A 22,417-nucleotide genomic window follows, 5' to 3' on the forward strand; every position below is an offset into this window, starting at 1 on the left:
TCATGCGCGTACACGAAGACCGTACGGCCCTCCACCGTGCCCCAGCCGGTGATCACACCGTCCGTGTACGGCTTCTTCGCCTCCAGACCGAAACCGGACGCCCGGTGCCGGCGCAGCTGCTCGACCTCCTGGAAAGACCCCGGGTCCAGGAGCAGCTCGATACGCTCCCGCGCCGTCAGCTTGCCCTTGGCGTGCTGCGCCTCGGTCGCCTTCTCGCTGGGGCCCGCCACGGCCTGCGCACGGATGTCGTGCAGCTCGGCGACCCGCCCGCGCGCGTCCGTCGGCTCGCCGGTCGGCTCACCCGTCGTCTCTTCCAAAACGGTCATGTAGCGACCTTACGAAGGACACCAAGGAAAGCGAGCCGTCGACTCCGTACAGTCTCCGGCCCGTTTTCCTGGTACCAGTGAACAGAACCGCGACGGCTTGCAGCCGTTCCGACTGCTCAGAGGCCGCGGGCGTTGTGGGAAGGGCACAAAGGTTGTCACCTGAGAGCCACCTCACATTCGTGGGTCCCACATGCCATCCCTGGAGTGACACGGAGCCTCGGACGGCTCTACGCCGCACGAGCACGCTCACTCCGGCCGAGACAGACAACCCACCCACCGTACCGGCCTGACAGAAATCGGCAGCGGCCAGGCCGGGTACGGCGAGGATTTCCGGCTCAGCAGCCGCCGCAGTTGAAGTACGTGACGTCCCAGTGGCTGCCCTCGTCGGCGTAGATGTTGCCGGAGGCGGACTTCCACTGCGGGGAGCCGTCGCCACGCAGGCCGATGTAGCTGAAGTTGGCCTTGATGTAGTTACCGACGCACGTGTACTTGCTGAAGTCGAGCTTGTAGCCGTTCCAGTGCGAATACGTGCCGCTCGCGTGGCCGGTCTCGGTGCCGCCCGTGATGTTGAGCGCGCAGCCGCTGGCCCGCTTGAGCGTCTGGGCGCCCTGTGCGGTGGTCAGGTTGAGCTGGTCGAACGACGTACAGGTGGGGTTGTTGCGGTCGGAGCAGTTGCCCGAGGACGACCAGGTGATGCCGACCGAGCGGAACATCGACTCGGCGGTGGCCTGGCTGATCTTGGTGACGGCGAAGGCGTCAGTGGCGGTGCCGACGACGGCGACGCCGGGGGCGACGACGAGGGTGAGGGCGGTCAGGACGGAGCGGGCCTTCAGGGGCTGCATGACCTTCATCGGGGACCTTCCTGCGATGGGCCGGACTTCCTACGGGGCGGCTGTGCAGGGTGGTGCAGAGAGATGGTGCCCGAGTTCTACGCGCGTTCGCCAGGGGGCACGGGACATAACTCTGTGCGACGCTGAAAACACGCTGCGGATGATGTTGAAAACTGAACGGAATGGGTCTACTGTCGAGGTCGTTAGGTTCGTTGAATCTTAAACGAGAACGGAATGGAGCCTGTCATGGGTATCTTCAGCCGCAAGGACAAGGACACCGCCCCCACGACCGCCGTGGCGCCCGCCACCGTCAGCCCCGGCCTGGCCGCGCTGACCGGCGAGTACACCATCGACCCGTCGCACACCTCGATCGGTTTCGTGGCCCGCCACGCGATGGTCACCAACGTCAAGGGCAGCTTCCTCGACTTCAACGGCGCCCTGCACCTGGACGGCTCGGACCCCGGCAAGTCCACCGCCAGCATCGACGTGAAGATGGACAGCGTCGAGACCGGCAACGCCGACCGCGACGGCCACCTCAAGTCGTCCGACTTCTTCAAGACCGACGAGTTCCCGACGATGACCTTCCGCTCCACCAAGGCGGAGGCCCTGGGCGGCGACGACTACCGGATCACCGGTGACCTCTCCATCCTCGGCACCACCAAGCCGATCTCCATCGACCTGGAGTTCAACGGCGCGGCGAAGGACCCGTTCGGCAACGACCGCGTCGGCTTCGAGGGCAAGACCGAGATCCTGCGCTCCGAGTGGGGCCTGACCTGGAACGCGGCGCTGGAGACCGGCGGCTTCCTCGTCTCCGACAAGATCAAGCTGGTCTTCGACATCTCGGCGATCAAGAACGCGTAGGCCTCCGGCGGCAACGCCGCCCACTTGTGCCGGGCCCAGGGCCCACCTGAGCGCGCCCGCCCCCACCCCTCCGTAAACAGGTGGGCGGGCGCTCCGGCATGTCGTCCGACTCGCGCCAGGTAATTGGGGGATTCGTTCCGCCAAGAACCCGCCCCACCCGTATGCTTCCGCCCGCCCCCTGGTACAAATCTCCCAATCACCGCCCCGGGAGCCATCCCAAACCAGGACCACCCCCAAGGCGACAAGCCACTCGCCGAGCGCCGAGCGCCCGCAGGGCCAGGCCCCTCCACCCGGACGCCGCCAGTCCGGTGTGTACCGAGGAACCGTCCGCGCCCCAACCCGCCAAGCCCACCCGGAGTGCCCCCGACCGGCCCCCGCGCCCCCCTCCGCCCACGGCGCCTGAGCAACTGCCGGAGGGCCCACCCCGCCCGGGCCCCACAGTTCCCCCGGCCGCCCGCTCGCTTCTCACCCGTGCTGGAGCGAGCCGAGTCAAGGGTGGCCCGAAGGGCCATCGCCGACGGTCAGACCGCGGCGGGCCCGGCGGTCGGCGCGTGGCCGGTGGCGTACCGGTAGGAAGCGGCGATGACCTTCTTGGCCACCTCCAGTTCGGCCTCGTCGCGCGGGGCGTAGAGCATGACGACATTGGCGCCACGGTCGTAGAGCGGGTGCTTCTCGCCCCATCCGGAGGCCAGGAACGCGGCGTGATCGGCTGGGTCCAGGGCCAGGTGCAGACTGCCGTCGGCGTGCAGGTGTACGAACTCTGCGTTTCCGCGCGGCAGGAACAGCCGGGCACCGCGGGCGGGGGCGGCATCGCTGAGGAACACCGCCCAGGTGCTGGGGACGGAGATCTCGCTGCGGCCTGAGACGGTGCCGGGGAGCACGGTGGCCATCCACCGCCGTAGTGCCTCCCTGATCTGCGGCGGGCTGGGCTGGGTGAGCTGCAGGTACCCCCGGCCCAGCGCCTGCGCCAGCTGGTCCGACGCCCATCTGCCCCAGGTCACCACTGCCCGCCGGGCCTACGACACGGCACGCGCGGAGGAAGAAGCCTGGGCGGAGGGCTGAGGCGGAGCCATAGCGAACTCGCACCACACAAACTTTCCAGGATCCCGTTGCCCCACGCCCCACTTGTCCGCGAGCACCGCGACAAGCATCAAACCCCGGCCGTGTTCCGACTCCGGGACGACATCCGGGATGCCTACCTCGCCGGGGCCGCTGTCATGCACCTCCACCCGCAGGACTCCATCGGCCTCCAACAGCAAGCGCACTTGAAAGCCCCGGCCCGGTGGTACGCCGTGCAGTACCGCGTTCGTCGCCAGTTCACTCACGCAGAGCAGTACGTCGTCGCTGCGCTCGGCCATGGCCCAGTCCGTCAGCGCCTCGCGGGTGAAGTCCCGGGCCAGGCGGACGGATCTGCGGTCTCGCCGGTAGAACGCCTGGCGGGTGTGGGGGTGTTGGGGTTCCGCGTTCACGAAGCCAGTGTCACTGTGCGTCACTAGAGTGGGTCAGTGAGTGAAGTCGTAGTTCTGATTACTACGACTCCACTACGAGCGGTTTCGGTGCGCGCGGGGGAAAGGAACACGCATGCACGTGGCGATGAAGCCCAAGAAGGTCGGTTCGTGGCACGCGGTCGGTGCGCTTGTGGCGCACTTCAGGAAGAAGGCCCGTCTCACGCAGGAAAAGTTCGCGGAGATGGCGAACCTCTCCGTTGACACGGTGGCGTCGATCGAGCAGGGGAGGCTGGCTCTTCAGCCCGATCGGGCCGAGCAGTTTGACGAACTGCTCGACACCGGTGGGGCGTTAGCGGTGGTGGTGGCCAAGTTGCCGGTGCGGGAACGGATCGTTCAGTTCGCGCAGGGGCTGGTCGATCATGAGCAGGAGGCAGTGAGCATCCTCGCCTACGAGACCCAGATGGTGCCGGGATTGCTTCAGACCCGGGAGTACTGCCTGGCCGCCTTCGACTCTCGCTACCCCGCATTGGGCAGTGAGACGGCCGAGCAGTGGGTGAACGCCCGGATGGAACGGCAGTTGATCTGGCAGCGGGACCGGCCGCCCGTAGGTCACTTCGTGTTGGAGGAGAGCATCCTGCGGCGGGAGGTCGGTGGGCCGGAGGTCATGCGGGAGCAGGTCCGTCGGATCCTGGAGTACACCGCACCGATTCACATGAGCGTGCAGATCATGCCCATGGATCGCATGCCGCACGCCGGGCTCGCGGGCCCCATGACACTGCTGGAAACTCCCGAGCACGAGCGTCTGGCTTACCTGGAGGTGCAGCGCGCCAGCTTCCTCGTCGACGACCCCGACGAGGTCAGCGATTATCACCTGAAGTATGGAATGCTGCGGTCACAGGCCCTCTCAACCACCGAGAGTGTGCGCCTGTTGAACGGACTGCTAGGAGAGTCATGAACACCGCAGCGACACTGGCATGGTTCAAGTCCAGCTACAGCAGCAACGAAGGCGGCAACTGCCTCGAAGTCGCCACTCAACCCTCCGCCGTCCACGTCCGCGACTCCAAGACCCCCGAAGGCCCCATCCTCACCGTCTCCCCCACCACCTGGAGTGAGTTCCTTGACGGTATCGCCCGCTGAAGTCGAATGGTTCCGCTTCACCTCGTACGAGAACGTGCCCGGCTGCCCCAAGCCCGGTCGCATCCTTGTCGATTGACTGCGTGAGCGCGGTGTCGACTACTGGCCGTTCGCAGACGAGGAGATACGGGTCGACCTCATGTGCGGGCCGCGTGACGACGGGCGCTGGCACGGGACCATCATCCTGAACATCGACGCTCGTGCACTCCGGCGCCTCGGCCTGCACCCCGACCAGCCGACCTCGGTCGACTTCAAGCCCTACCGGCGGCGCCGCCGTTGAACCGGCAGTAGCCACCACGCCGCCGCCACGGACGGCACCGCGCCGAGCGCTATCGCGGCCAGGCGTGTCGGCAGCAGGCTTGCCGCGTCCTGGCCGAAGTAGCCGAGAAGCAGGGACAGGGCGGTGGTCATACCCGCCGCCCAGTAAGCGTAGTTGAGCGGGCGGAGCCAGAGCGCGACCGTCAGCACGGCCATGAGCACCGCCACCGCCGCGTGCCCCGTGATCCCGGCCTCCGCCACACCCGTGGCCAGCAGCGTGCCGACGCAGGCTCCGACCAATCGCTCAACGCCTTTCCGCAACACGTCCATTCGGCCCCGGTTGCCGCTCGCGACGACATAGGCCGTGAGGACCAACCAGGGCCAGTGATCGTCATAGAGGACCCGGCCGAGGGCAAACGCGGCGGCCACCGCTGCCGCCATCTGGACAGCCATGCGGGTACTGGGGCGGGGGCGGAGGCGGGACGTGCGGCGAGGAGGGTCCTCAGCGCGCTCGGCCGGCCAGGGACCGTACCGGTCGGCAACGGCCTGCACCAGCTACACGCACCCCCACGCCAGCACCCCGATCAACGCCGACCAGGCCCAATTCACCAGCGCATCCTGAGCGTTGGCGGGCAGCGCCGGGCCCGGGACCACGAGGAGCGCGATCAGCGGGAGCGTGATCAGCGTGCCCGTCTTCGTCGCGGCAGGGCCGTAGCGGCGGATCCAGATGGCCGACGAGAGACCGGCCGTGAAGACGGCGGCGCCCAGCGCGTAGTGCGTGGCGATCAGGCGGCCGACCAGGGCGCACACCGCCGCCACCGTCGGCAGCAGCGCCAGCGCGGTGAGGCGTTCGCGCCCGGCCGCGTTCCGCTGGGTCCTGGCCAGGGTGACCGTGAGGACCACCGCGAGCACCACCGAGTCCGTGTGCAGCCCGGCCGCTCCCTCCAGCCACAGGGCGACCGCCCAGGCGAGCAGGACGGCAGCCATCGTCAGCCCTGCTTCGTACGCATTGCGTATCAGTTTTTCGGGCACATGGGCGACACTACAAGGGATGTTAGCGCTCTAGTAGTACGTAAGCACGTATCATCTGCCCCCATGGAACACCTCACCGAAGCCGCCCGTCTCCGTCGCGCCGTCGTCCGGCTGAACCGGCGGCTGCGGCAGGAGCGCGGGGACGGGAGTCTCAGCCCCAATCAGCTCGCCGTGCTCGGGTATCTGCACCGGAACGGGCCCGCGACCCCCGGCGAGGTCGCCGCCGAGGAGCGGCAGCGGCCCCAGTCGCTCACCCGGGTCTTCGCGGAGCTGGAGGCGGAGGGACTGATCATGCGGGAGCCAGGCACGGCCGACCGGCGACAGTCCGTGCTGACCCTGACGGGAGCGGGTCGTGCCGCCCTGGAGCAGGACATGGCCGAGCGTGACGCGTGGCTGGCCGGAGCGCTCGCGTCCCTCGGTGTCACGGAGCGCGGGGTGCTGGAGCTGGCGGCGGAGCTGCTGGATCAGCTGGCCGAGCTGCCCTCCCGGGCGGAGTGACGGTCAGAAGCCCCCGCCGAAGTCCCCGCCTCCGTCCCCTCCCCCGCCGCCGAAGTCCCCGCCGTCGCCGAAGCCGCCTCCGAAGTCGCCGGCGTCGAAGTCCGCGCCGGACATGTCGCCGCCTTCGTAGCCTCCGGCGCCGAAGTCGCCGCCGCTGAAGTCGCCGTATCCGGTGCCGTAGTCGGCCGCGTAGGACGGGGTGGCCATCATGCTGCCGAGCAGGGTGCCGACGAGCAGGCCGGGCAGGATGCCGCCGCCGAAGTAGCCGCCCGCCCAGGGGCCGTAGGCCGGGCCCGCGTCCCAGTAGGGGCGGCGGCCGTACGCGGTGTCGACCTCGCGGATGACCGGGTCGCGGCCGTCGGCCAGGCGGGTGGCGTCCGCCGCGCAGACCGGGACCTCGCGCGGGGAGCCGCCGGGCGGGATCCACGTGGCGTCGGCGACCGAGGGACCGTGGCGGGGGTCGAAGAAGCAGGGCGGCCGGCGTTCCGGAAGGGGGCGTCCTTCGCGGCGGGCGGCCAGCTGGGCGAGGGAGAAGCGGCCGTCCTCCAGGGCCTCGGTGACCGTGCGGACGTCCTCGGGCTTTGTCGCCCCGACCATGTGCTGCTTGGCGGTCTCGTAGGCGTCCAGCGCGCGCTCGTAGTCCGCGCGCATGGCGTCGTCCGCGCCCGGCTCCGCCGGGTGGAAGTCCAGGCGGTCCAGTTCCTCGCCGAAGGCGGTGATGTCCTCGTCCACGACCACCCACAGCCGCTCCAGCGCGGCCCGCTGTTCCTCCTCGTGGCGGCGGCGGTTGCGGCGCACCAGCGCGTAGGCGCCCGCGCCGCCGGCCACCACGACCGCGCCCGCGACGATGAGGGCCGTGCTGGAGATTCCGCCGGCGGAACCGGAGGAGCCCCAGGTCGAGGGGGCGTGGCCGCCCATGTTGGTCAGGGCGCTGCCGGTGAAGTCGGTGAGCTGGGCCTTGGCGCTCTCGCCCTGGACGCTGGTGACCAGGTTCTGCACGCCCGAGTGGGAGAGCACCGAGGAGTCGGCGCGGGCGTCGAAGCGGTCGCCGAGGCGGATGCCGTACAGGCCGGTGATGCCGGTGGCCGTGCGCAGGTCGGCGAACAGGTTCTTGGTCGGGTAGCCGGCGGGGAGCACGGCGATGAACAGGGGTCTGTTCGCGCCCTTGATCCGTTTCGCGAGCGCGTCGGCGTCCGCCTTCGGCAGCTGGGCGGAGGCCGCCGGGTCGACGTAGACGGGGCTCTTGCGGAGGGCCTGGGCGATGGTGGAGATGCTGGTAGCCGCGCTCGCGTGGGGCGCCGCGAACGTCGTCGCGACGACCAGCGCCAGCGCGGCCAGCAGCAGGGCTGGGAGGCTGAGGATCCGCGGAACGGCCTTCATGGTTCGAAACTACCCGAAGTCGTTCGACAGCACCCGAAGCTTCCCAGAACCGGGCATACCTTCAGGCGGGCGTCATGCCGCCCGGTACGCCTCCCTCAGCTTCCCCACCGCCTCTCCGTACCTGCCGGTCAGCAGCAGGTGCTCGGCGTCGGCGAAGGGCTTCGCGACCGCCTCCGTGAGGTCGAGGTCCTGCCCGGCCTTCTGCTGGACGATCAGCCGGGCCTTGTTGACCAGCTCGCGCCCGGCCCGGTCCGCGCCGGACCGCTCGGCCGCCGTCGCCGCCACGCCGAGCGCGCGGAGGGTGGCCGCGCCGCCGCCGGGGGCCTCGGTGAGCGTGGTCAGACCCCAGCCGTAGGGGAACTGCGGGTCGTACGACGCGTCGCCGACATTGATCGGCAGCTGGGCCTCGGACCTGGGCCAGGTGACCGGGAGCCGGCCGGTGAAGGGCCGCCGGCCGTAGAGGACGTCGGCGACACCCCCGCCCTCGGTGCCCGGCAGCCAGGAGGCGACCAGCGCGTCGATCTTCCCGAGCCGGTCGCTGATCAGCTGGGGCCGTCCCGAGACGATCAGCACCGCGCACTTCATGGCCGCGCACACCCTGTCCACGGCGGCCCGGTCGGCGGCCGACAACTGGAGGTCGTGGCCGTTGCCCACGTCTCCGACCCCCTCGGCGTACGGCGTCTCGCCGACGACGACCACGCCCACGTCGTAGCCGTCCGTCGGCGCGGAGGCGTCCTTGGAGTAGGTGACGTTCCCGCCCGCCTCGCGCATGCCCTGGAGGATGGTCGTGCCCTGGGTGTGGGTGCCGGACGCGCCCTGCCAGGTCATGGTCCAGCCGCCGGTCTGGTTGCCGAGGTCGTCGGCGTTGGACCCGGCGACGTACACCTTCTCGCTCTTCCTCAGGGGCAGCACGTTCCCGGCGTTCTTGAGCAGCACCTGCGACTCGGCCGCGGCCTGCCGGGCCACCGCCCGGTGCTCCGGGGAGCCGATCCCGGCGGCGCCGGTGGTGTCGGCGTACGGGTGCTCGAAGAGACCCAGCTTGAACTTCTGGGTGAGGATGCGGGAGACGGCGTCGTCGATCCGCTCCTCGCCGATCCGGCCCGCCTTCACCTCGTCGATCAGGGTCGCGGTGAAGTCCTTGTAGGAGTACGGCACCATCATCATGTCGACGCCCGCGTCGACCGCCGTACGCACGTGGGCGGGGTAGTCGCCGGGGAGCTGGTCGATGGCGTTCCAGTCGCTGATGACGAAGCCGGCGAAGCCCATACGGCCCTTGAGCACACCGTTGATCATGTCGCCGCGGGCGTGCATCTTCACCGGGCCCTGCCCGTCGCCGAGGATGTCGAGGGAGGAGTACGACGGCATGACCGTGCCGACGCCCCGCTTCACGGCTGTGCCGAACGGCGCCAGGTGGATGTCCTCCAGCTGCTGCCGGGTGACCTTGGTGACGCCCTGGTCGATCGTGTAGCTGCCGGTGGTCGAGGAGCCGTACTCGGTGCCGCCGTCGCCGACGAAGTGCTTGGCGGTGGCGAGCACCTTGTCGTCGTGGCTCAAGTCCCGTCCGTCGGCCCTGCCTTGGAGACCCTGGATCACGGTCTCCATCGACTCGACCAGCGCCGGGTCCTCACCGAAGGACTCGTAGGAGCGGCCCCAGCGTTCGTCGCGGCTCACGCACAGGCAGGGTGCGAAGTCCCAGGGGATACCGGTGGCCCGGACCTCGGCTGCCGTCACTGCCCCGGCCCGCTCGGCGAGGTGGGGATCACGGGTGGCGCCCATGCCGACGTTGTGCGGCATGATCGTCGCACCGGCCAGGTTGTTGTGACCGTGGACCGCGTCGACGCCGTAGATGAGCGGAATCTGGAATCGCGTTGCCTGCGTGCGGAGTTGGAAGCCGTCGATCATCCTGGCCCACGCCTCAGGGGTGTTGGGCGTAGGTGTGGAGCCGCCGCCGGAGAGCAGTGAGCCGAGGGCGTACGTGGTGATGTCGCCCTGGTTGGACACGGCTCCGCGCTCGGCCTGGGTCATCTGGCCGGCCTTCTCGGCCAGGGACATGCGCGAGACCAGGTCGGCGACCCGCTGTTCCACGGGCAACTTCGGGTTCAGGTACGGCAGTCCGTGCGCGTCGATGACGACCTGCGGCGACTCGGCGGGGGTCTTGGCGCCGGAGACGGTGAGCTTGAGCGGGACCGTCTCGGCGGGCTCGGCCGCCTGGTCCTTGAGGGTGGGAACCTGGATGGCCTGCGTGGCGCCGGAGGCGGTGCCGGCCGGGAAGGTGAGGGTGCCGGAGACCGGGGTGTAGTCCTTGCCGGGCTCGGCGGTGCCGTCCCCGGTGGCGTAGGTGACGGTGACAGGGTCGTCGACGGGCTTGGCGTCGGTCGTGGCCACGGTGACCTTCACGGTGGCCGTGCCGCCCTCCTTGACCGGGTGGACGGCCGCGTCGGCGGTGACGGAGGCGCGCAGCGACTGGTCCGCCTTGCCGTACAACTCGACGCCGTCCATGGCGAACCGGCCCTTGACGCCGACGGGGAGCGTGACGGCGTACCCCCACATCTGCGACAGCCCGAGGACATGGTCGATGCCGCCGACGGGCTGGTAGTCGGTGCGGTAGGCGAAGTCGGTGAAGGGGATCTCGATCTGCTTCCAGCCGGTGAAGTCGTCGGTGAAGGAGGTCGTCCAGAGTTCCGAGGCCTCGCCGTTGGCGCCGCCGTCCTTGATCTCGAAGGCGAACTTCTTGCCGTTGTCCTGCCCGTCCCACCAGAAGCGGATGCCCTTGTGGGCGGACCAGTCGTGGGCGGGCTCGGCGGCGGCGAAGTCGTGGGTGAAGCCGCCGTAGCCGCTGATGTCGTAGGTGCCGGTGAGGACCTCCGCACCCTCGGAGGCGTCGGTGCGGCCGCTCAGTTCCAGGTGGGGCGGGTCGTCGGCGTCGCTCCCCCAGGTGAAGATCCCCTCGGCCGGCTGGCCGGCGAAGGGGACCTCGCCCTCGAAGCGGTCGATGGGGACGGGGGCCGGGTCGCCGGCCGCGTGCGCGGCGGCGGACAGGGGCAGTAGGGCGGCGAGCAAGGCCCCTGAGACGAGCAGGGCGCTTCTTGGCATGGACCTTCCCTCGGCTCTCTGGTTCACTCATGGCTTAGCTCATGTCTTGATTTAACTGTCGTGAGTTAACTCACGGCTCTCAGGCCCGTCAAGACACCCCGTCAGCTTTGTCGACCCGAGAGGAAGGGCGACGCACCATGAGGAGAACCCCCCGCAGCGTCCGGCTGCTGCTTGCCGGACTGCTCTCCGCCGCCGGCTTCACCGCCGCCGTACCCCCCGCGCACGCGGCCGGCGAACAGGTCACGGCCTGGCTCACCACCACCGACGACTCCGCCGGCCGCCATGTCGTCCGCGGGCTGCAGGCGCAGGCGCGGTTCGCCTTCCAGTCCGGGACCGGCGGCAGCGGCGAGAACATCACCGTGGACGAGAACACCCGCTACCAGACGTTCACCGGCGGCGGCGCGTCCTTCACGGACACCGCGGCCTGGCTGATGAACAGCAGCGGAGCGCTGTCGCAGACGACCCGGGACGCGACCATGCGCAAGCTGTTCTCGCCGACGGACGGCATCGGACTGTCCTTCCTGCGCAACCCGATGGGCGCCTCGGACCTGGCCCGGTACGGCTACACGTACGACGACGTGCCCGCCGGGCAGACGGACCCGAATCTCGCGAATTTCTCCATCGCGCACGATCTCGCGGACGTCGTCCCGCTGACGAAGCAGGCGCTCCAGCTGAATCCGTCCCTGACGGTGATGGCCTCGCCGTGGACCGCTCCGGCCTGGATGAAGGACAGCGGCTCGCTCAACGGCGGCTGGCTGAAGGCGGAGGACTACGGGTCGTACGCCTCCTACTTCGTGAAGTACCTTCAGGCGTACCAGAGTCAGGGCGTCGACGTCTCCTACGTCACCCCGCAGAACGAGCCCACCTGCTGTTCCGGCTACCCCTCGATGAGCTGGAACGCGAGCGGGCTGGCGTACTTCCTGAAGAACGAGCTGCTGCCCAAGCTCCAGTCGGCGGGCCTGAAGACCAAGGTCCTCGCCCACGACTGGAACTGGGACACCTACGACGCCTACGCGGCCCAGTCCGTGGACGACGCGGCGATCCGCACCCACCCCAACTTCGGCGGCATCGCCTGGCACGGCTACGGCGGTGACATCGCCAAGCAGACCACCGTGCACAACCAGTACCCGACACTGGACGCCTTCGGCACCGAGCACTCCGGCGGCACCTGGATCGCCGACCAGCAGCACGAGGACATGTCCAACATCATCGACTACACACGCAACTGGGCGAAGTCGGTGACCAAGTGGTCGCTGGCCGTGGACCAGAACATGGGCCCGCACAACGGCGGTTGCGGCACCTGCACCGGTCTGGTCACCGTGCACAACGGGGACGGGGCGAGCGGGACCGTGGACTACACGGTCGAGTACTACGACATGGGCCAGCTGACCAAGTTCGTCCGCCCCGGCGCCCAGCGCATCGCGTCGACGGCCTCCACCGCCGTGCCGAACGTGGCCTGGCGCAACCCGGACGGCAGCAAGGCGCTGATCGCCTACAACGACTCCACGGCTGCCAAGACGGTCACCATCAACTGGGGCTCGCAGCACGCCACTTACTCGCTGCCTGGCAGGACCTCGGCCACCTTCACCTGGTCCGGCACCCAGTCCGGCGGCAGCGGGCGGACGGGATCCTTCGTGGGGCTCGCGGGCAAGTGCCTCGACGTGGCCGGCGCTTCGAGTGCCAACGGCACGGCCGTGCAGCTCTACGACTGCAACGGCACCGCCGCCCAGAAGTGGACGGTGCAGCCGGACGGTTCGATCCAGGCGCTGGGCAAGTGCCTCGATGTCACGTCCGGTTCGACAGCCGACGGGGCGAAGGCGCAGCTCTACGACTGCAACGGGACCGGCGCCCAGCGGTGGTCCTACAACACGGCCACCGGGGACGTCGTGAACACGGCCGCGGACAAGTGCCTGGACGTGACGGACAACTCCTCGGCGAATGGTGCGCGGGCCCAGATCTGGTCGTGCACGGGGGCGGCCAACCAGAAGTGGCACCTTCAGTAGCCGTACCAGGAGCGAAAACGGCGAGTCCGGACCATGCTGGTGGGTGTGACAACCGCAGAGGACCTCTTCATCGTCAGCAAGGACGTTCCGGGCGAGCGTCCCGTCGAGCAGGGCGACCTGTCGCTCGCGCTCGCCGGGGCCGAGCTGATCGATCTCCTGGGGGCGCGGGCCCTCAGCCTGGACGGCGAGCGCATCGTCCCCGGGCCACCGCTCACCCTGGGTGACCGGCTGCTGGACGAGGCGGAGACGGCGCTCGCCCGGCAGGAGCCGTACGAGACCGTCGAGGACTGGCTCTGGCGCCGGGGCCTGCGGCTGGCCTCGGCCTACGGCGACACCCTGACGGACGAGGGGCGGCCGGCCGGCTGGCCGCTCCGCCGGGCCGCCCGCCGGAACCCGGCCGACGCCGACCTGGAGGCCCGGGCCCGGCGGCACGCCGCCGACCGCTGGGACTCCCACGAGCCCGTCCTCGGCGCCCTCGCCGCCGCCGTGGGCATCCCGGAGCAGCAGCCCGACGACGAGGACCTCACCGACGACGCGACCGTCACCGTGCTCGCCGCCGTCAACAACGCCGTGACCGAGCTGGAGGCCGTACGGCAGCGGCGGCGCATCGAGAACGCGGCCTTCGACAACATCTGGCGTGCGCCCTGACCAGCGGATTTCGGGGTGATCGGCCGGCCCCGGGCCGGCCACGCCAGCTGGGGGTTACTCCGCCGGTTTCACGCCCGCGCGCAGCAGGCCGTAGGTGTAGGCGTCCTCCAGGGCCTGCCAGGACGCGGCGATGACGTTTTCCGCCACACCCACCGTGGACCACTCGCCCGTACCGTCGGAGGTGGAGATCAGCACGCGGGTCGTGGACTGGGTGCCGTGCTTGCCCTCCAGGATGCGGACCTTGTAGTCGACCAGGTCCAGCTGGACCAGCTCCGGGTAGATCTTCTCCAGCGCGACGCGCAGGGCGCGGTCGAGGGCATTGACCGGGCCGTTGCCCTCCGCCGTGGCGACGATCCGCTCGCTCTTCGCCCACAGCTTGACCGTGGCCTCGTTGGCGTGGGTGCCGTCGGGGCGGTCCTCGACGATGGCGCGCCAGGACTCGACCTGGAAGTACTTCAGCGCCCTGCCCTCGACCTCGGCGCGCAGCAGCAGTTCGAAGCTCGCGTCGGCCGCCTCGTAGGTGTAGCCCTTGAGTTCGCGCTCCTTGACGCGCTCGACCACCCGGCCGACCAGCTCGCGGTCGCCGCCCAGCTCGACGCCGAGCTCCTTGCCCTTCAGCTCGATCGACGCGCGGCCCGCCATGTCGGAGACGAGCATGCGCATGGTGTTGCCGACCTGCTCGGGGTCGATGTGCTGGTACAGGTCCGGGTCGACCTTGATCGCGGAGGCGTGCAGGCCCGCCTTGTGCGCGAAGGCGGACACGCCCACGTACGGCTGGTGCGTGGACGGGGTGAGGTTGACGACCTCGGCGATCGCGTGGGAGATCCGGGTCGTCTCGCGCAGCCGGCCCTCGGGCAGCACCTGCTTGCCGTACTTCAGCTCCAGCGCGGCGACCACCGGGAACAGGTTGGCGTTGCCGACGCGTTCGCCGTAGCCGTTGGCGGTGCACTGGACGTGGGTCGCGCCCGCGTCGACGGCGGCCAGCGTGTTCGCGACCGCGCAGCCGGTGTCGTCCTGGGCGTGGATGCCGAGCCGGGCGCCGGTGTCGGCGAGGACCGTGGCGACGACCGCCTGGACCTGGGCGGGGAGCATGCCGCCGTTGGTGTCGCAGAGGACGACGACATCGGCGCCGGCCTCCGAAGCGGTCCGTACGACGGCCTTCGCGTACTCCGGGTTGGCCCGGTAGCCGTCGAAGAAGTGCTCGCAGTCCACGAAGACCCGGCGGCCCTGGTCCTTCAGGTACGACACCGTGTCGCGGACCATCTCCAGGTTCTCGTCGAGCGTGGTGCGCAGCGCCAGCTCCACATGCCGGTCGTGCGACTTGGCGACCAGGGTGATCACCGGGGCGCCCGACGCCAGGAGCGCGTTGACCTGCGGGTCGTCGGCGGCCTTCGCACCCGCGCGGCGGGTCGCGCCGAAGGCGACCAGCTGGGCGTGGCGGAAGTCGATCTCCTGTTGGGCGCGGGCGAAGAACTCGGTGTCGCGGGGGTTCGCGCCGGGCCAGCCGCCCTCGATGAAGCCGACGCCGAAGTCGTCCAGGTGCCGTGCGATGGCGAGCTTGTCCGCGACGGTGAGGTTGATGCCCTCGCGCTGCGCGCCGTCGCGCAGGGTGGTGTCGAAGACGTGGAACGAGTCGTCGGGCCGCTCGCTGTGTGCCGTCTCGGTCATGGTCTCAAGGCTCCTGATTGTGGATCTTCGGTCTTACCGGAATGACCGGCTCCACCGTCCCCCCAATGGTCCCTCGCGCACCGCTTCCGGCTGCAGGTGGGCCGGAAAACGAAAAAACCCCTCGCGGGTGCGAGAGGTCTGCGCGCGGGTCGAGGACGACGGTGGCCACCCGCACCTGGTCGTACGAGGTGGTCACTGCGGACCGGCGCGCCTGCTGCCAATAATCGTGGCGAACGAGAGCACGGAGGCAGTCTGACACAGCAGCGCCTCCGTCCCGCCGATTGTCTCAGGATGCGAGAGTCAGGTGTCCGGCGTGAGGAGCGCCTGCCCGAGGAATTCCTGGACGTGGGTCATCACTTGCTCCCGGTTCGTGCCGCGCAGGCCGACCGCCACGTGGATGGAGAAGCCGTCGAGGAGGGCGCGCAGCCGGGCCGCGAAGCGGTCCGGGTCGACGGCGCGGAACTCACCGCGTGAGATGCCCTCGGCGAGCAGCGCGACCAGGTCGCGGTGCCAAGCGCCCTCGATGGCGGCTTGCCGCTCGCGGGCGTCGTCGTCGGCGTTCTTCGAGCGGTTCCACACCTCCAGCCACAGGGTCCAGTGCGGGTCCCGGTGGCCGTCGGGGACGTACAGGTCGACGTACGCGTCCAGGCGCTCGCGCGCGCTGCCCGCGCGGGTGAGGAGCCGGCCGCGCTCGGCGCCCAGTCGGCCCTCGCTCCACTCCAGGGTCTCCAGCAGCAGCTCGTCCTTGGAGCGGAAGTAGTACAGCAGATGGCCACTGCTCATCCCGACCTCGCGGCCGAGCCCCGCCATGGTGAGCTTCTCCAGACCGCGCTCGGCGATCATGTCCATGGCGGTGGCGAGGACCTCCTCGCGCGGCGGCGCGTTCCTGCGCGGACGAGCCGCATCGGCCATCTGCTACTCCCGTGTGTCAGACGTGTCAGACGTGTCAGACCTTCGGCTGCTGCTGCGTGATGCAGTGGATACCGCCCCCGCCTGCGAAGATCGTACGCGCGTCCACCAGGGTCACGGTCCGCTCCGGGAACAGACGGCGGAAGATCCCGGCGGCGATCTCGTCGCGCGGGTCGTCGAAGCCGCACAGCACGACGCCGCCGTTGCAGATGTAGTGGTTGATGTAGGAGTAGTCGGCCCAGTGGCCGTCGGCCTCCAGGACGGTCGGGGCGGGGACCTCCACGACCTCCAGGGCGCGGCCCCGGGCGTCGGTCGCCGACTTCAGGATGCCGATGACCTCCTTGGTGACCTCGTGGTCCGGGTGGGCCGGGTCCGGCTGCTGGTGGGCGACGACGACGCCGGGGCGGGCGAAGGCGGCGACGATGTCGACGTGGCCGAGGGTGCCGAAGCCGTAGGGAGGGTAGTCGCCGGTCAGGCCGCGCGGCAGCCAGATCGCCTTGCTGGTGCCGAGGTGGGCGTGGATCTCGGCCTCGACCTCCTCCTTCGACCAGTGCGGGTTGCGCTCGGGGCCGAGCTGCACGGTCTCGGTGAGCAGGACGGTGCCCTCGCCGTCGACGTGGATCGCGCCGCCCTCGTTGACCAGCTTCGAGGCGTACGTCTTGGCGCCCGCGAGGTCGCAGACGTACGCGGCGATCTTCGAGTCGTGCTCCCAGCGGGCCCAGTCCTGGGCGCCCCAGCCGTTGAACGTCCAGTCCACGGCGGCCAGTTCGCCCTGGCCGTTGGTGAGGAAGGTGGGGCCGATGTCCCGCATCCAGGCGTCGTCCAGCTCGCGCTCGACGGTGGTGACGGCGGGGCCGAGGAGGGCCTCCGCCTCGGCCGACTGGCCGGGGCCGCACACCACCGTCACCGGCTCGAAGCGGGTGATCGCACGGGCGACCGAGGCCCAGGCGGCGCGGGAGGCGGCGAGGTCGTCCGGGTCGTCGAAGGTGGGGTTGGGGCTCGGCCACGCCATCCAGGTGCGCTCGTGCGGGGTCCATTCGGCGGGCATGCGGAAGCCGTCGGCGGCGGGGGTGTTCATACGGGGGTCCTTCAAAGGAAGTAGAGACGGTTGAGGGAGACCGAGTCGGCGGGTTCCGAGCTGAGCGGGTCGCCGTCGAGGGTGACCAGGCCGGTGCGCTGGTCGACGTCTACCGCTCCGGTACGGGAGTTGAGCCGCAGGTCGGCGGGGCCGATGCCCCGGGTGCCGCGCACCGCGACCCTCCGGCGCCGGGTCGGCATCTTGTCGTTGCCCTGGTCGACGGCGGCTCTGGCGACGAACGCGACCGAGATGTCGGCGGCCGTGGCACCGTACGCGCCGAACTGCGGGCCCAGTACGAGGGGTTCACAGGTGTCGGTGGCCGCGTTGGGGTCGCCGACCACGCCGTACGCCGGGAAGCCGGACTTGAGGACCAGCTGCGGCTTGGCGCCGAAGTACTCCGGGCGCCACAGCACGATGTCGGCGAGCTTGCCGGCCTCGATCGAGCCGACCTCGTGCGAAAGACCGTGTGCGATGGCCGGGTTGATGGTGAGCTTGGCCATGTAGCGCAGGACGCGGGCGTTGTCGTCGCCATCGCCGTCGCCCTCCAGCGGGCCCAGCTCGGCCTTCATCTTCCCGGCCATGGCGAACGTACGCCGGACGGTCTCCCCCGCACGTCCCATGCCCTGGGCGTCGGAGGAGGTGATGCCGATCGCGCCCAGATCGTGCAGCACGTCCTCGGCGCCCATCGTGCCGGCGCGGATGCGGTCGCGGGCCATCGCCGCGTCGCCGGGCAGGTCGGTCTTCAGGTCGTGGACGGAGACGATCATGCCGTAGTGCTCGGCGACCGCGTCCCGGCCGAAGGGCAGGGTGGGGTTGGTGGAGGAGCCGATGACGTTCGGAACGCCCGCCATCTTCAGCACGTTGGGCACGTGTCCGCCGCCGCAGCCCTCGATGTGGAAGGCGTGGATGGTGCGGCCTTCGAGCACGCGCAGGGTGTCCTCGACCGACAGGCACTCGTTCAGCCCGTCGCTGTGCAGGGCGACCTGGACGTCGTGCTCCTCGGCGACCCGGAGGGCGGTGTCGAGGGCGCGGGTGTGGGCGCCCATGTCCTCGTGCACCTTGAAGCCGCTCGCGCCGCCCTCGGCCAGCGCCTCGATCAGGGGGGCGCTGTGCGAGGACGAACCCCGGCCCAGGAAGCCGATGTTGACCGGCCAGGCGTCGAAGGCGTTGAACGCGTGCCTGAGCGCCCAGGGCGAGTTGACGCCGACGCCCCACACCGGGCCGAACTCCTGCCCGATGACGGTGGTCACGCCGGAGGCGAGGGAGGCCTCCATGATGCGTGGCGACAGCAGGTGCACATGGGTGTCCACGGCACCGGCGGTGGCGATCAGGCCCTCGCCGGACACGATCGACGTACCCGTGCCGACGACGACGTCGACGCCGTCGAGGGTGTCCGGGTTGCCGGCCCGCCCGACGGCGCAGATGCGGCCTTCCCGGATACCGATGGACACCTTGCGGATGCCCTGCACCGCGTCGATCACCACGACGTTGCTGATCACGACGTCACAGGTCTCGCGGACGGCGGCAGCCTTCAGGTGCAGTCCGTCGCGGGCGGTCTTGCCGAAGCCCGCCAGGAACTCGTCGCCGTAGCGCTGGGAGTCGGACTCGACCCGGATGGTCAAGCCCGAGTCGCCGAGGCGGATGCGGTCACCGGCGCGGGGGCCGTGGGTGGCGGCGTAGGCATGCGGGTCGACGTGGATCGCGCGGCTCACCTCGCGTCCCTTCGAGCGGCTCATCGCTCCTCGCCTCCTTCCGGCGTGGCTCCGTCGACTCCGAGATACCCGCAGGCGGCGGCCCGGTGCAGGGCCTCCTCCTTGGCGCCGGGCGCGTCGAGCGGCCCGTCGACCAGGCCGGCGAAGCCGATCGCGATCCGCTCGCCGCCGATCGGCACGAGCCCGACCTTCTCGCTGTCCCCCGGCCCGAAGCGGACCGAGGACCCGGCGGGTACGGCGAGCCGCATGCCGTAGGCCAGCGCGCGGTCGAAGTCGAGGCGCGGGTTGGCCTCGAAGAAGTGGAAGTGGGAGGTGACGGAGACCGGCACGGTCGCGGTGTTGGTGACCGTGACCCGGACGACCGGCTCGGGGTCGGAGTGCTCGGGGCCCGGCAGCAGCGCGCCCGGGGCCCGGTCGCCGAGGCCGCCGCCGATGGGGTCGGAGACCACCGCGAGCCGCGAACCGTCGTCGAAGACCGCCTCGACCATGACCTCGGTGACGACGTCGGCGACGCCCGGCAGCACGTCCTCGGGGCCCAGCACCGAGCGGGCCGCCTCGATGGCCTCGGCGAGCCGCCTGCCGTCCCGCGCCGCCTCGCAGACGGTGTCGGCGATCAGCGCGGTCGCCTCCGGCACGTTCAGCCTGAGGCCGCGCGCCCGGCGGGCCCGGGCCAGCTCGGCGGCTCCGAAGAGCAGCAGCCGGTCACGTTCCGTGGGGGTCAGTCTCACGACGCGGCACCTCCTTGCCTTCCATAAGTTAGAGCATCACTCTAAACGGGCGTTGGATGGAACGGAAGCATTGACATCCACTATCGCGTCACAGACATTGAACGTCGCTCTAAACCTCTGGCGGCAGTCGAAGGAGACCCAGCCATGCCGATAGAACAGCGCGGAGTCGACACCATCCCGGACGAGGAGCGCACCAGCGGTCCGCGAGACCTGGTGTCGATCCTGCTCGGCTCCAACCTCTGTCTCGGAGTGATCATCTTCGGCTGGCTGCCGGTGTCCTTCGGGCTCGGCTGGTGGGCCTCCGTGAGCGCGATCGTCGTGGGCACGGTGGCCGGCGCGCTGTTCACCGCGCCCCTCGCCCTGGTCTCCCTGCGCACCGCGACCAACCTGTCCACCTCCTCCGGCGCCCAGTTCGGGGTGCGGGGCCGGCTGGTCGGCTCGGTCGTCGGCCTGCTCCTCGCCCTCGGCTACACCGCGCTGACCGTGTGGATCGGCGGTGACGTGATGCTGAGCGTGCTCGGCCGGCTGTTCGGGCTGCCCGCGGACGGGGTGGCGTACTCCGTCGTCTACGCGCTGCTCGCCGCGGCGACCGTGGCGGGCGCGGTCTACGGCTACCGGGTGCTGCTCGCCATGTCCCGGGTGCTGGCGTTCGGCATGACCGCGCTGCTGATCCTCGGGATCTTCGCCTACGCCCCGCACTTCACCACGGCGGCGCTGCCGGACGCGGGCGGTTATCTGCTGGGCTCCTTCTGGCCGACCTGGTTCCTCGCGGCCGTCGCCGCGGGCCTGTCCGGCCCCGTCGCCTTCATCACCCTGCTCGGCGACTACACCCGGTACATCTCGCCCTCGCGCCACTCCAGCCGCACGGTCCTGCGCGCCACCTGGCTGGGCCTGATCCTCGGCCTGCTGGTGCCGCAGCTCTTCGGCACGTTCACGGCGTACGCGGCCCGGGCGGCCGGCGACTACGCGGGCCCGCTGGTCTCGGCCTCCCCGGCCTGGTACCTGGTGCCGCTGCTGCTGTCCGCCTCGGCGGGCTCGGTCGGCAACGCGGGTCTGATGCTGTACTCCATGGGCCTCGACCTGGACGCGATCCTGCCGCGCGCCTCCCGCGCCCGCGCCACCTACACGGTCGCCGTCGTCGCCACGGTCTGCGTCTTCGTCGGCCACTACGCCTGGGACGCGCAGTCCGCGATGACGTCCTTCGTGCTGCTGCTCACCGCCATCGGCACCCCGTGGGCGGTCATCACCCTCATCGGCTTCGCCCGCTGCCGCGGGGTGTACGACGCCGACGCCCTCCAGGTCTTCAACCGCCGTTCGCGGGGCGGGATCTACTGGTACCGGGCGGGCTGGAACGTGCGGGCGACCGTGTCATGGTCGCTGGGCGCCGGCGTCGGCCTGCTCGCGGTGTCCCTGCCGTCGTACCAGGGCCCGCTGCTGGAGCTGACCGGCGGGGTGGACTGCAGCTTCCTGCTGTCGGGGCTGGTCGGCGGGGCGGTGTACCTGCTGCTGACCCGTGCCCCAAAAACGGCGAAGGCCGCCGCGGACACGGAGTCCGAGGCGGCCCTCAGCATGGCCGGCGAGAACTAACCCAGCTTGTGCATCCAGCCGTGCTTGTCCTCGGTCTTGCCGCGCTGGATGTCCAGGAGAGCCTGGCGCAGGCGCATCGTGACCTCGCCGGGCTCGCCGTCGCTCTGCTTCCACTCGGCGCCGGAACGCTTCACCGTGCCGACCGGGGTGATCACGGCGGCGGTGCCGCAGGCGAAGACCTCGGTGAGGGTGCCGTTCTCGGAGTCGCGCTGCCACTGGTCGATGGAGACGCGGCCCTCCTCGGAGGTGTAGCCGAGGTCGCGGGCGACGGCCAGCAGGGAGTCACGGGTGACGCCCTCCAGGATGGAGCCGGTCAGCGACGGCGTGATGATCTTGTCGCCGTACACGAAGTACAGGTTCATGCCGCCGAGTTCCTCGACCCACTTGTGCTCCACGGCGTCCAGGTAGCAGACCTGGTCGCAGCCCTGGGCGGCGGCCTCGGCCTGGGCGAGCAGGGAGGCCGCGTAGTTGCCGCCCGTCTTCGCGTCACCCATGCCGCCCGGGACGGCGCGGACGCGGTCCTCGGACGCCCAGATCTTGACCGGCTTCACGCCGCCCGGGAAGTACGCGCCGGCCGGGGAAGCGATCACGATGAAGAGGTACTCGTTGGCGGGCTTGACGCCGAGCCCGACCTCGGTGGCGATCATGAACGGGCGCAGGTAGAGGGACTCCTCGCCGCCGTGCGCGGGCACCCAGTCCCGGTCCTGCTGGATCAGGGCGTCACAGGCCTCGACGAACGTCTCGACGGGCAGCTCCGGCATGGCGAGACGCTTGGCGGAGCGCTGGAAGCGCAGGGCGTTCTGGTCGGGGCGGAAGGTGGCGACCGAGCCGTCGGGCTGGCGGTAGGCCTTCAGGCCCTCGAAGATCTCCTGCGCGTAGTGCAGGACGGTGGTGGCCGGGTCGAGGGGGATCGGCGCGTACGGGACGAGCTGACCGTCGTGCCACCCGCGGCCCTCGGTCCACTTGATCGTCACCATGTGGTCGGTGAAGTGGCGGCCGAAACCGGGGCTGGCCAGGATCGCCTCGCGCTCCGCGGCGGCCAGCGGGTGGGCAGAGGGCTTGAGCTCGATCGTGGGCGTCGTCATGGGTGCTTGTCCTCACCGGTTGTAGTGACGGGCCGCGCAAACGCCCTAACCGGCCCTTTTCAGCCAGTGTTAGGACGTCCGAGCTTTCCCTCATGCCGCGGCTCCGCGTCCGATTATCGCGCGGAGGGGGCGGCTGACG

Annotated in this window: 21 protein-coding genes; 7 read left to right on the plus strand and 14 right to left on the minus strand. The window is 70.3% G+C overall.

Going from position 1 to position 22,417, the window contains the following annotated elements; genetic code table 11:
* Nucleotides 1-326 (minus strand): carboxyl transferase domain-containing protein (locus ACWD35_RS31235; RefSeq protein WP_451354691.1); only part of this gene is annotated, 326 nt, incomplete at its 3' end.
* A gap of 335 nt (nucleotides 327-661) precedes the next feature.
* A complete protein-coding gene (locus ACWD35_RS31240) occupies nucleotides 662-1,168 on the minus strand; it encodes a hypothetical protein (RefSeq protein ID WP_451354814.1) in 507 nt (168 codons plus the stop codon).
* A 234-nt stretch (nucleotides 1,169-1,402) separates the two neighbouring features.
* On the opposite strand from ACWD35_RS31240, the gene ACWD35_RS31245 reads away from it, so the two are divergent.
* The gene (locus ACWD35_RS31245) at nucleotides 1,403-2,017 is read left to right on the plus strand and encodes a YceI family protein (RefSeq protein WP_451354692.1); all 615 of its coding nucleotides are present in this window, start codon (nucleotides 1,403-1,405) and stop codon (nucleotides 2,015-2,017) included.
* A gap of 521 nt (nucleotides 2,018-2,538) precedes the next feature.
* Here ACWD35_RS31245 and ACWD35_RS31250 read toward each other — a convergent pair.
* Together ACWD35_RS31250 and ACWD35_RS31255 are read right to left on the minus strand one after the other, a co-directional pair.
* The gene (locus ACWD35_RS31250) at nucleotides 2,539-3,018 is read right to left on the minus strand and encodes a luciferase domain-containing protein (RefSeq protein WP_451354693.1); all 480 of its coding nucleotides are present in this window, start codon (nucleotides 3,016-3,018) and stop codon (nucleotides 2,539-2,541) included.
* 15 nt (nucleotides 3,019-3,033) lie between these two features.
* Nucleotides 3,034-3,486, minus strand: coding sequence for an ATP-binding protein (locus tag ACWD35_RS31255; protein WP_451354694.1), 453 nt, complete (start codon nucleotides 3,484-3,486; stop codon nucleotides 3,034-3,036).
* A gap of 112 nt (nucleotides 3,487-3,598) precedes the next feature.
* On the opposite strand from ACWD35_RS31255, the gene ACWD35_RS31260 reads away from it, so the two are divergent.
* Entirely contained in the window at nucleotides 3,599-4,420 is an 822-nt protein-coding gene (locus ACWD35_RS31260) for a helix-turn-helix domain-containing protein (RefSeq protein WP_451354695.1), read from the plus strand.
* On the plus strand, nucleotides 4,417-4,602 hold the full coding sequence (locus ACWD35_RS31265; RefSeq protein ID WP_451354696.1) for a DUF397 domain-containing protein: 186 nt from the start codon (nucleotides 4,417-4,419) through the stop codon (nucleotides 4,600-4,602). The genes ACWD35_RS31260 and ACWD35_RS31265 overlap by 4 nt, the downstream gene beginning before the upstream one ends.
* 255 nt (nucleotides 4,603-4,857) lie before the next feature.
* On the opposite strand, the gene ACWD35_RS31270 is transcribed toward ACWD35_RS31265, so the two are convergent.
* Nucleotides 4,858-5,310, minus strand: a complete 453-nt coding sequence (locus ACWD35_RS31270; RefSeq protein WP_451354697.1) for an FUSC family protein — start codon at nucleotides 5,308-5,310, stop codon at nucleotides 4,858-4,860.
* A gap of 102 nt (nucleotides 5,311-5,412) precedes the next feature.
* Complete coding sequence (locus ACWD35_RS31275) at nucleotides 5,413-5,889, minus strand: hypothetical protein (RefSeq protein ID WP_451354698.1); 477 nt, start codon at nucleotides 5,887-5,889, stop codon at nucleotides 5,413-5,415.
* A gap of 63 nt (nucleotides 5,890-5,952) precedes the next feature.
* On the opposite strand from ACWD35_RS31275, the gene ACWD35_RS31280 reads away from it, so the two are divergent.
* Nucleotides 5,953-6,387, plus strand: coding sequence for a MarR family winged helix-turn-helix transcriptional regulator (locus ACWD35_RS31280; protein WP_451354699.1), 435 nt, complete (start codon nucleotides 5,953-5,955; stop codon nucleotides 6,385-6,387).
* A 3-nt stretch (nucleotides 6,388-6,390) separates the two neighbouring features.
* Here the strand turns inward: ACWD35_RS31280 and ACWD35_RS31285 are convergent, their stop codons facing one another.
* On the minus strand, nucleotides 6,391-7,767 hold the full coding sequence (locus ACWD35_RS31285; RefSeq protein ID WP_451354700.1) for a hypothetical protein: 1,377 nt from the start codon (nucleotides 7,765-7,767) through the stop codon (nucleotides 6,391-6,393).
* A 72-nt stretch (nucleotides 7,768-7,839) separates the two neighbouring features.
* Nucleotides 7,840-10,860, minus strand: a complete 3,021-nt coding sequence (locus ACWD35_RS31290; protein ID WP_451354701.1) for a glycoside hydrolase family 3 protein — start codon at nucleotides 10,858-10,860, stop codon at nucleotides 7,840-7,842.
* 137 nt (nucleotides 10,861-10,997) lie between these two features.
* Here ACWD35_RS31290 and ACWD35_RS31295 point away from each other — a divergent pair, with 137 nt between their 5' ends.
* Both ACWD35_RS31295 and ACWD35_RS31300 read left to right on the plus strand, forming a co-directional pair.
* Entirely contained in the window at nucleotides 10,998-12,863 is a 1,866-nt protein-coding gene (locus ACWD35_RS31295) for a ricin-type beta-trefoil lectin domain protein (RefSeq protein WP_451354702.1), read from the plus strand.
* Between the two features lie 45 nt (nucleotides 12,864-12,908).
* On the plus strand, nucleotides 12,909-13,511 hold the full coding sequence (locus tag ACWD35_RS31300; protein ID WP_451354703.1) for a GOLPH3/VPS74 family protein: 603 nt from the start codon (nucleotides 12,909-12,911) through the stop codon (nucleotides 13,509-13,511).
* Nucleotides 13,512-13,565: 54 nt separating this feature from the next.
* Here the strand turns inward: ACWD35_RS31300 and cimA are convergent, their stop codons facing one another.
* From cimA to ureA, 5 genes are all read right to left on the minus strand, one after another.
* Complete coding sequence (gene cimA, locus ACWD35_RS31305; RefSeq protein ID WP_451354704.1) at nucleotides 13,566-15,179, minus strand: citramalate synthase; 1,614 nt, start codon at nucleotides 15,177-15,179, stop codon at nucleotides 13,566-13,568.
* Nucleotides 15,180-15,479: 300 nt separating this feature from the next.
* Entirely contained in the window at nucleotides 15,480-16,091 is a 612-nt protein-coding gene (locus ACWD35_RS31310; RefSeq protein ID WP_451354705.1) for a TetR/AcrR family transcriptional regulator, read from the minus strand.
* A gap of 34 nt (nucleotides 16,092-16,125) precedes the next feature.
* Nucleotides 16,126-17,166 carry an agmatine deiminase family protein gene (locus tag ACWD35_RS31315; RefSeq protein WP_451354706.1) on the minus strand — a complete coding sequence of 347 codons (1,041 nt, stop codon included), beginning with the start codon at nucleotides 17,164-17,166 and terminating at the stop codon, nucleotides 16,126-16,128.
* A gap of 11 nt (nucleotides 17,167-17,177) precedes the next feature.
* On the minus strand, nucleotides 17,178-18,902 hold the full coding sequence (locus ACWD35_RS31320; RefSeq protein ID WP_451354707.1) for an urease subunit alpha: 1,725 nt from the start codon (nucleotides 18,900-18,902) through the stop codon (nucleotides 17,178-17,180).
* Complete coding sequence (ureA, locus tag ACWD35_RS31325; protein WP_451354708.1) at nucleotides 18,899-19,606, minus strand: urease subunit gamma; 708 nt, start codon at nucleotides 19,604-19,606, stop codon at nucleotides 18,899-18,901. The genes ACWD35_RS31320 and ureA overlap by 4 nt, the downstream gene beginning before the upstream one ends.
* Before the next feature lie 144 nt (nucleotides 19,607-19,750).
* Between ureA and ACWD35_RS31330 the strand changes: the two genes are divergently transcribed.
* Nucleotides 19,751-21,193: a cytosine permease gene (locus ACWD35_RS31330; RefSeq protein ID WP_451354709.1), complete on the plus strand. Its 1,443-nt coding sequence runs from the start codon at nucleotides 19,751-19,753 to the stop codon at nucleotides 21,191-21,193.
* On the opposite strand, the gene ACWD35_RS31335 is transcribed toward ACWD35_RS31330, so the two are convergent.
* A complete protein-coding gene (locus tag ACWD35_RS31335) occupies nucleotides 21,190-22,278 on the minus strand; it encodes a branched-chain amino acid aminotransferase (protein WP_451354710.1) in 1,089 nt (362 codons plus the stop codon). The genes ACWD35_RS31330 and ACWD35_RS31335 overlap by 4 nt on opposite strands.
* Between the last annotated feature and the right edge of the window lie 139 nt (nucleotides 22,279-22,417).

Source organism: Streptomyces sp. NPDC002671 (genome assembly GCF_053592475.1).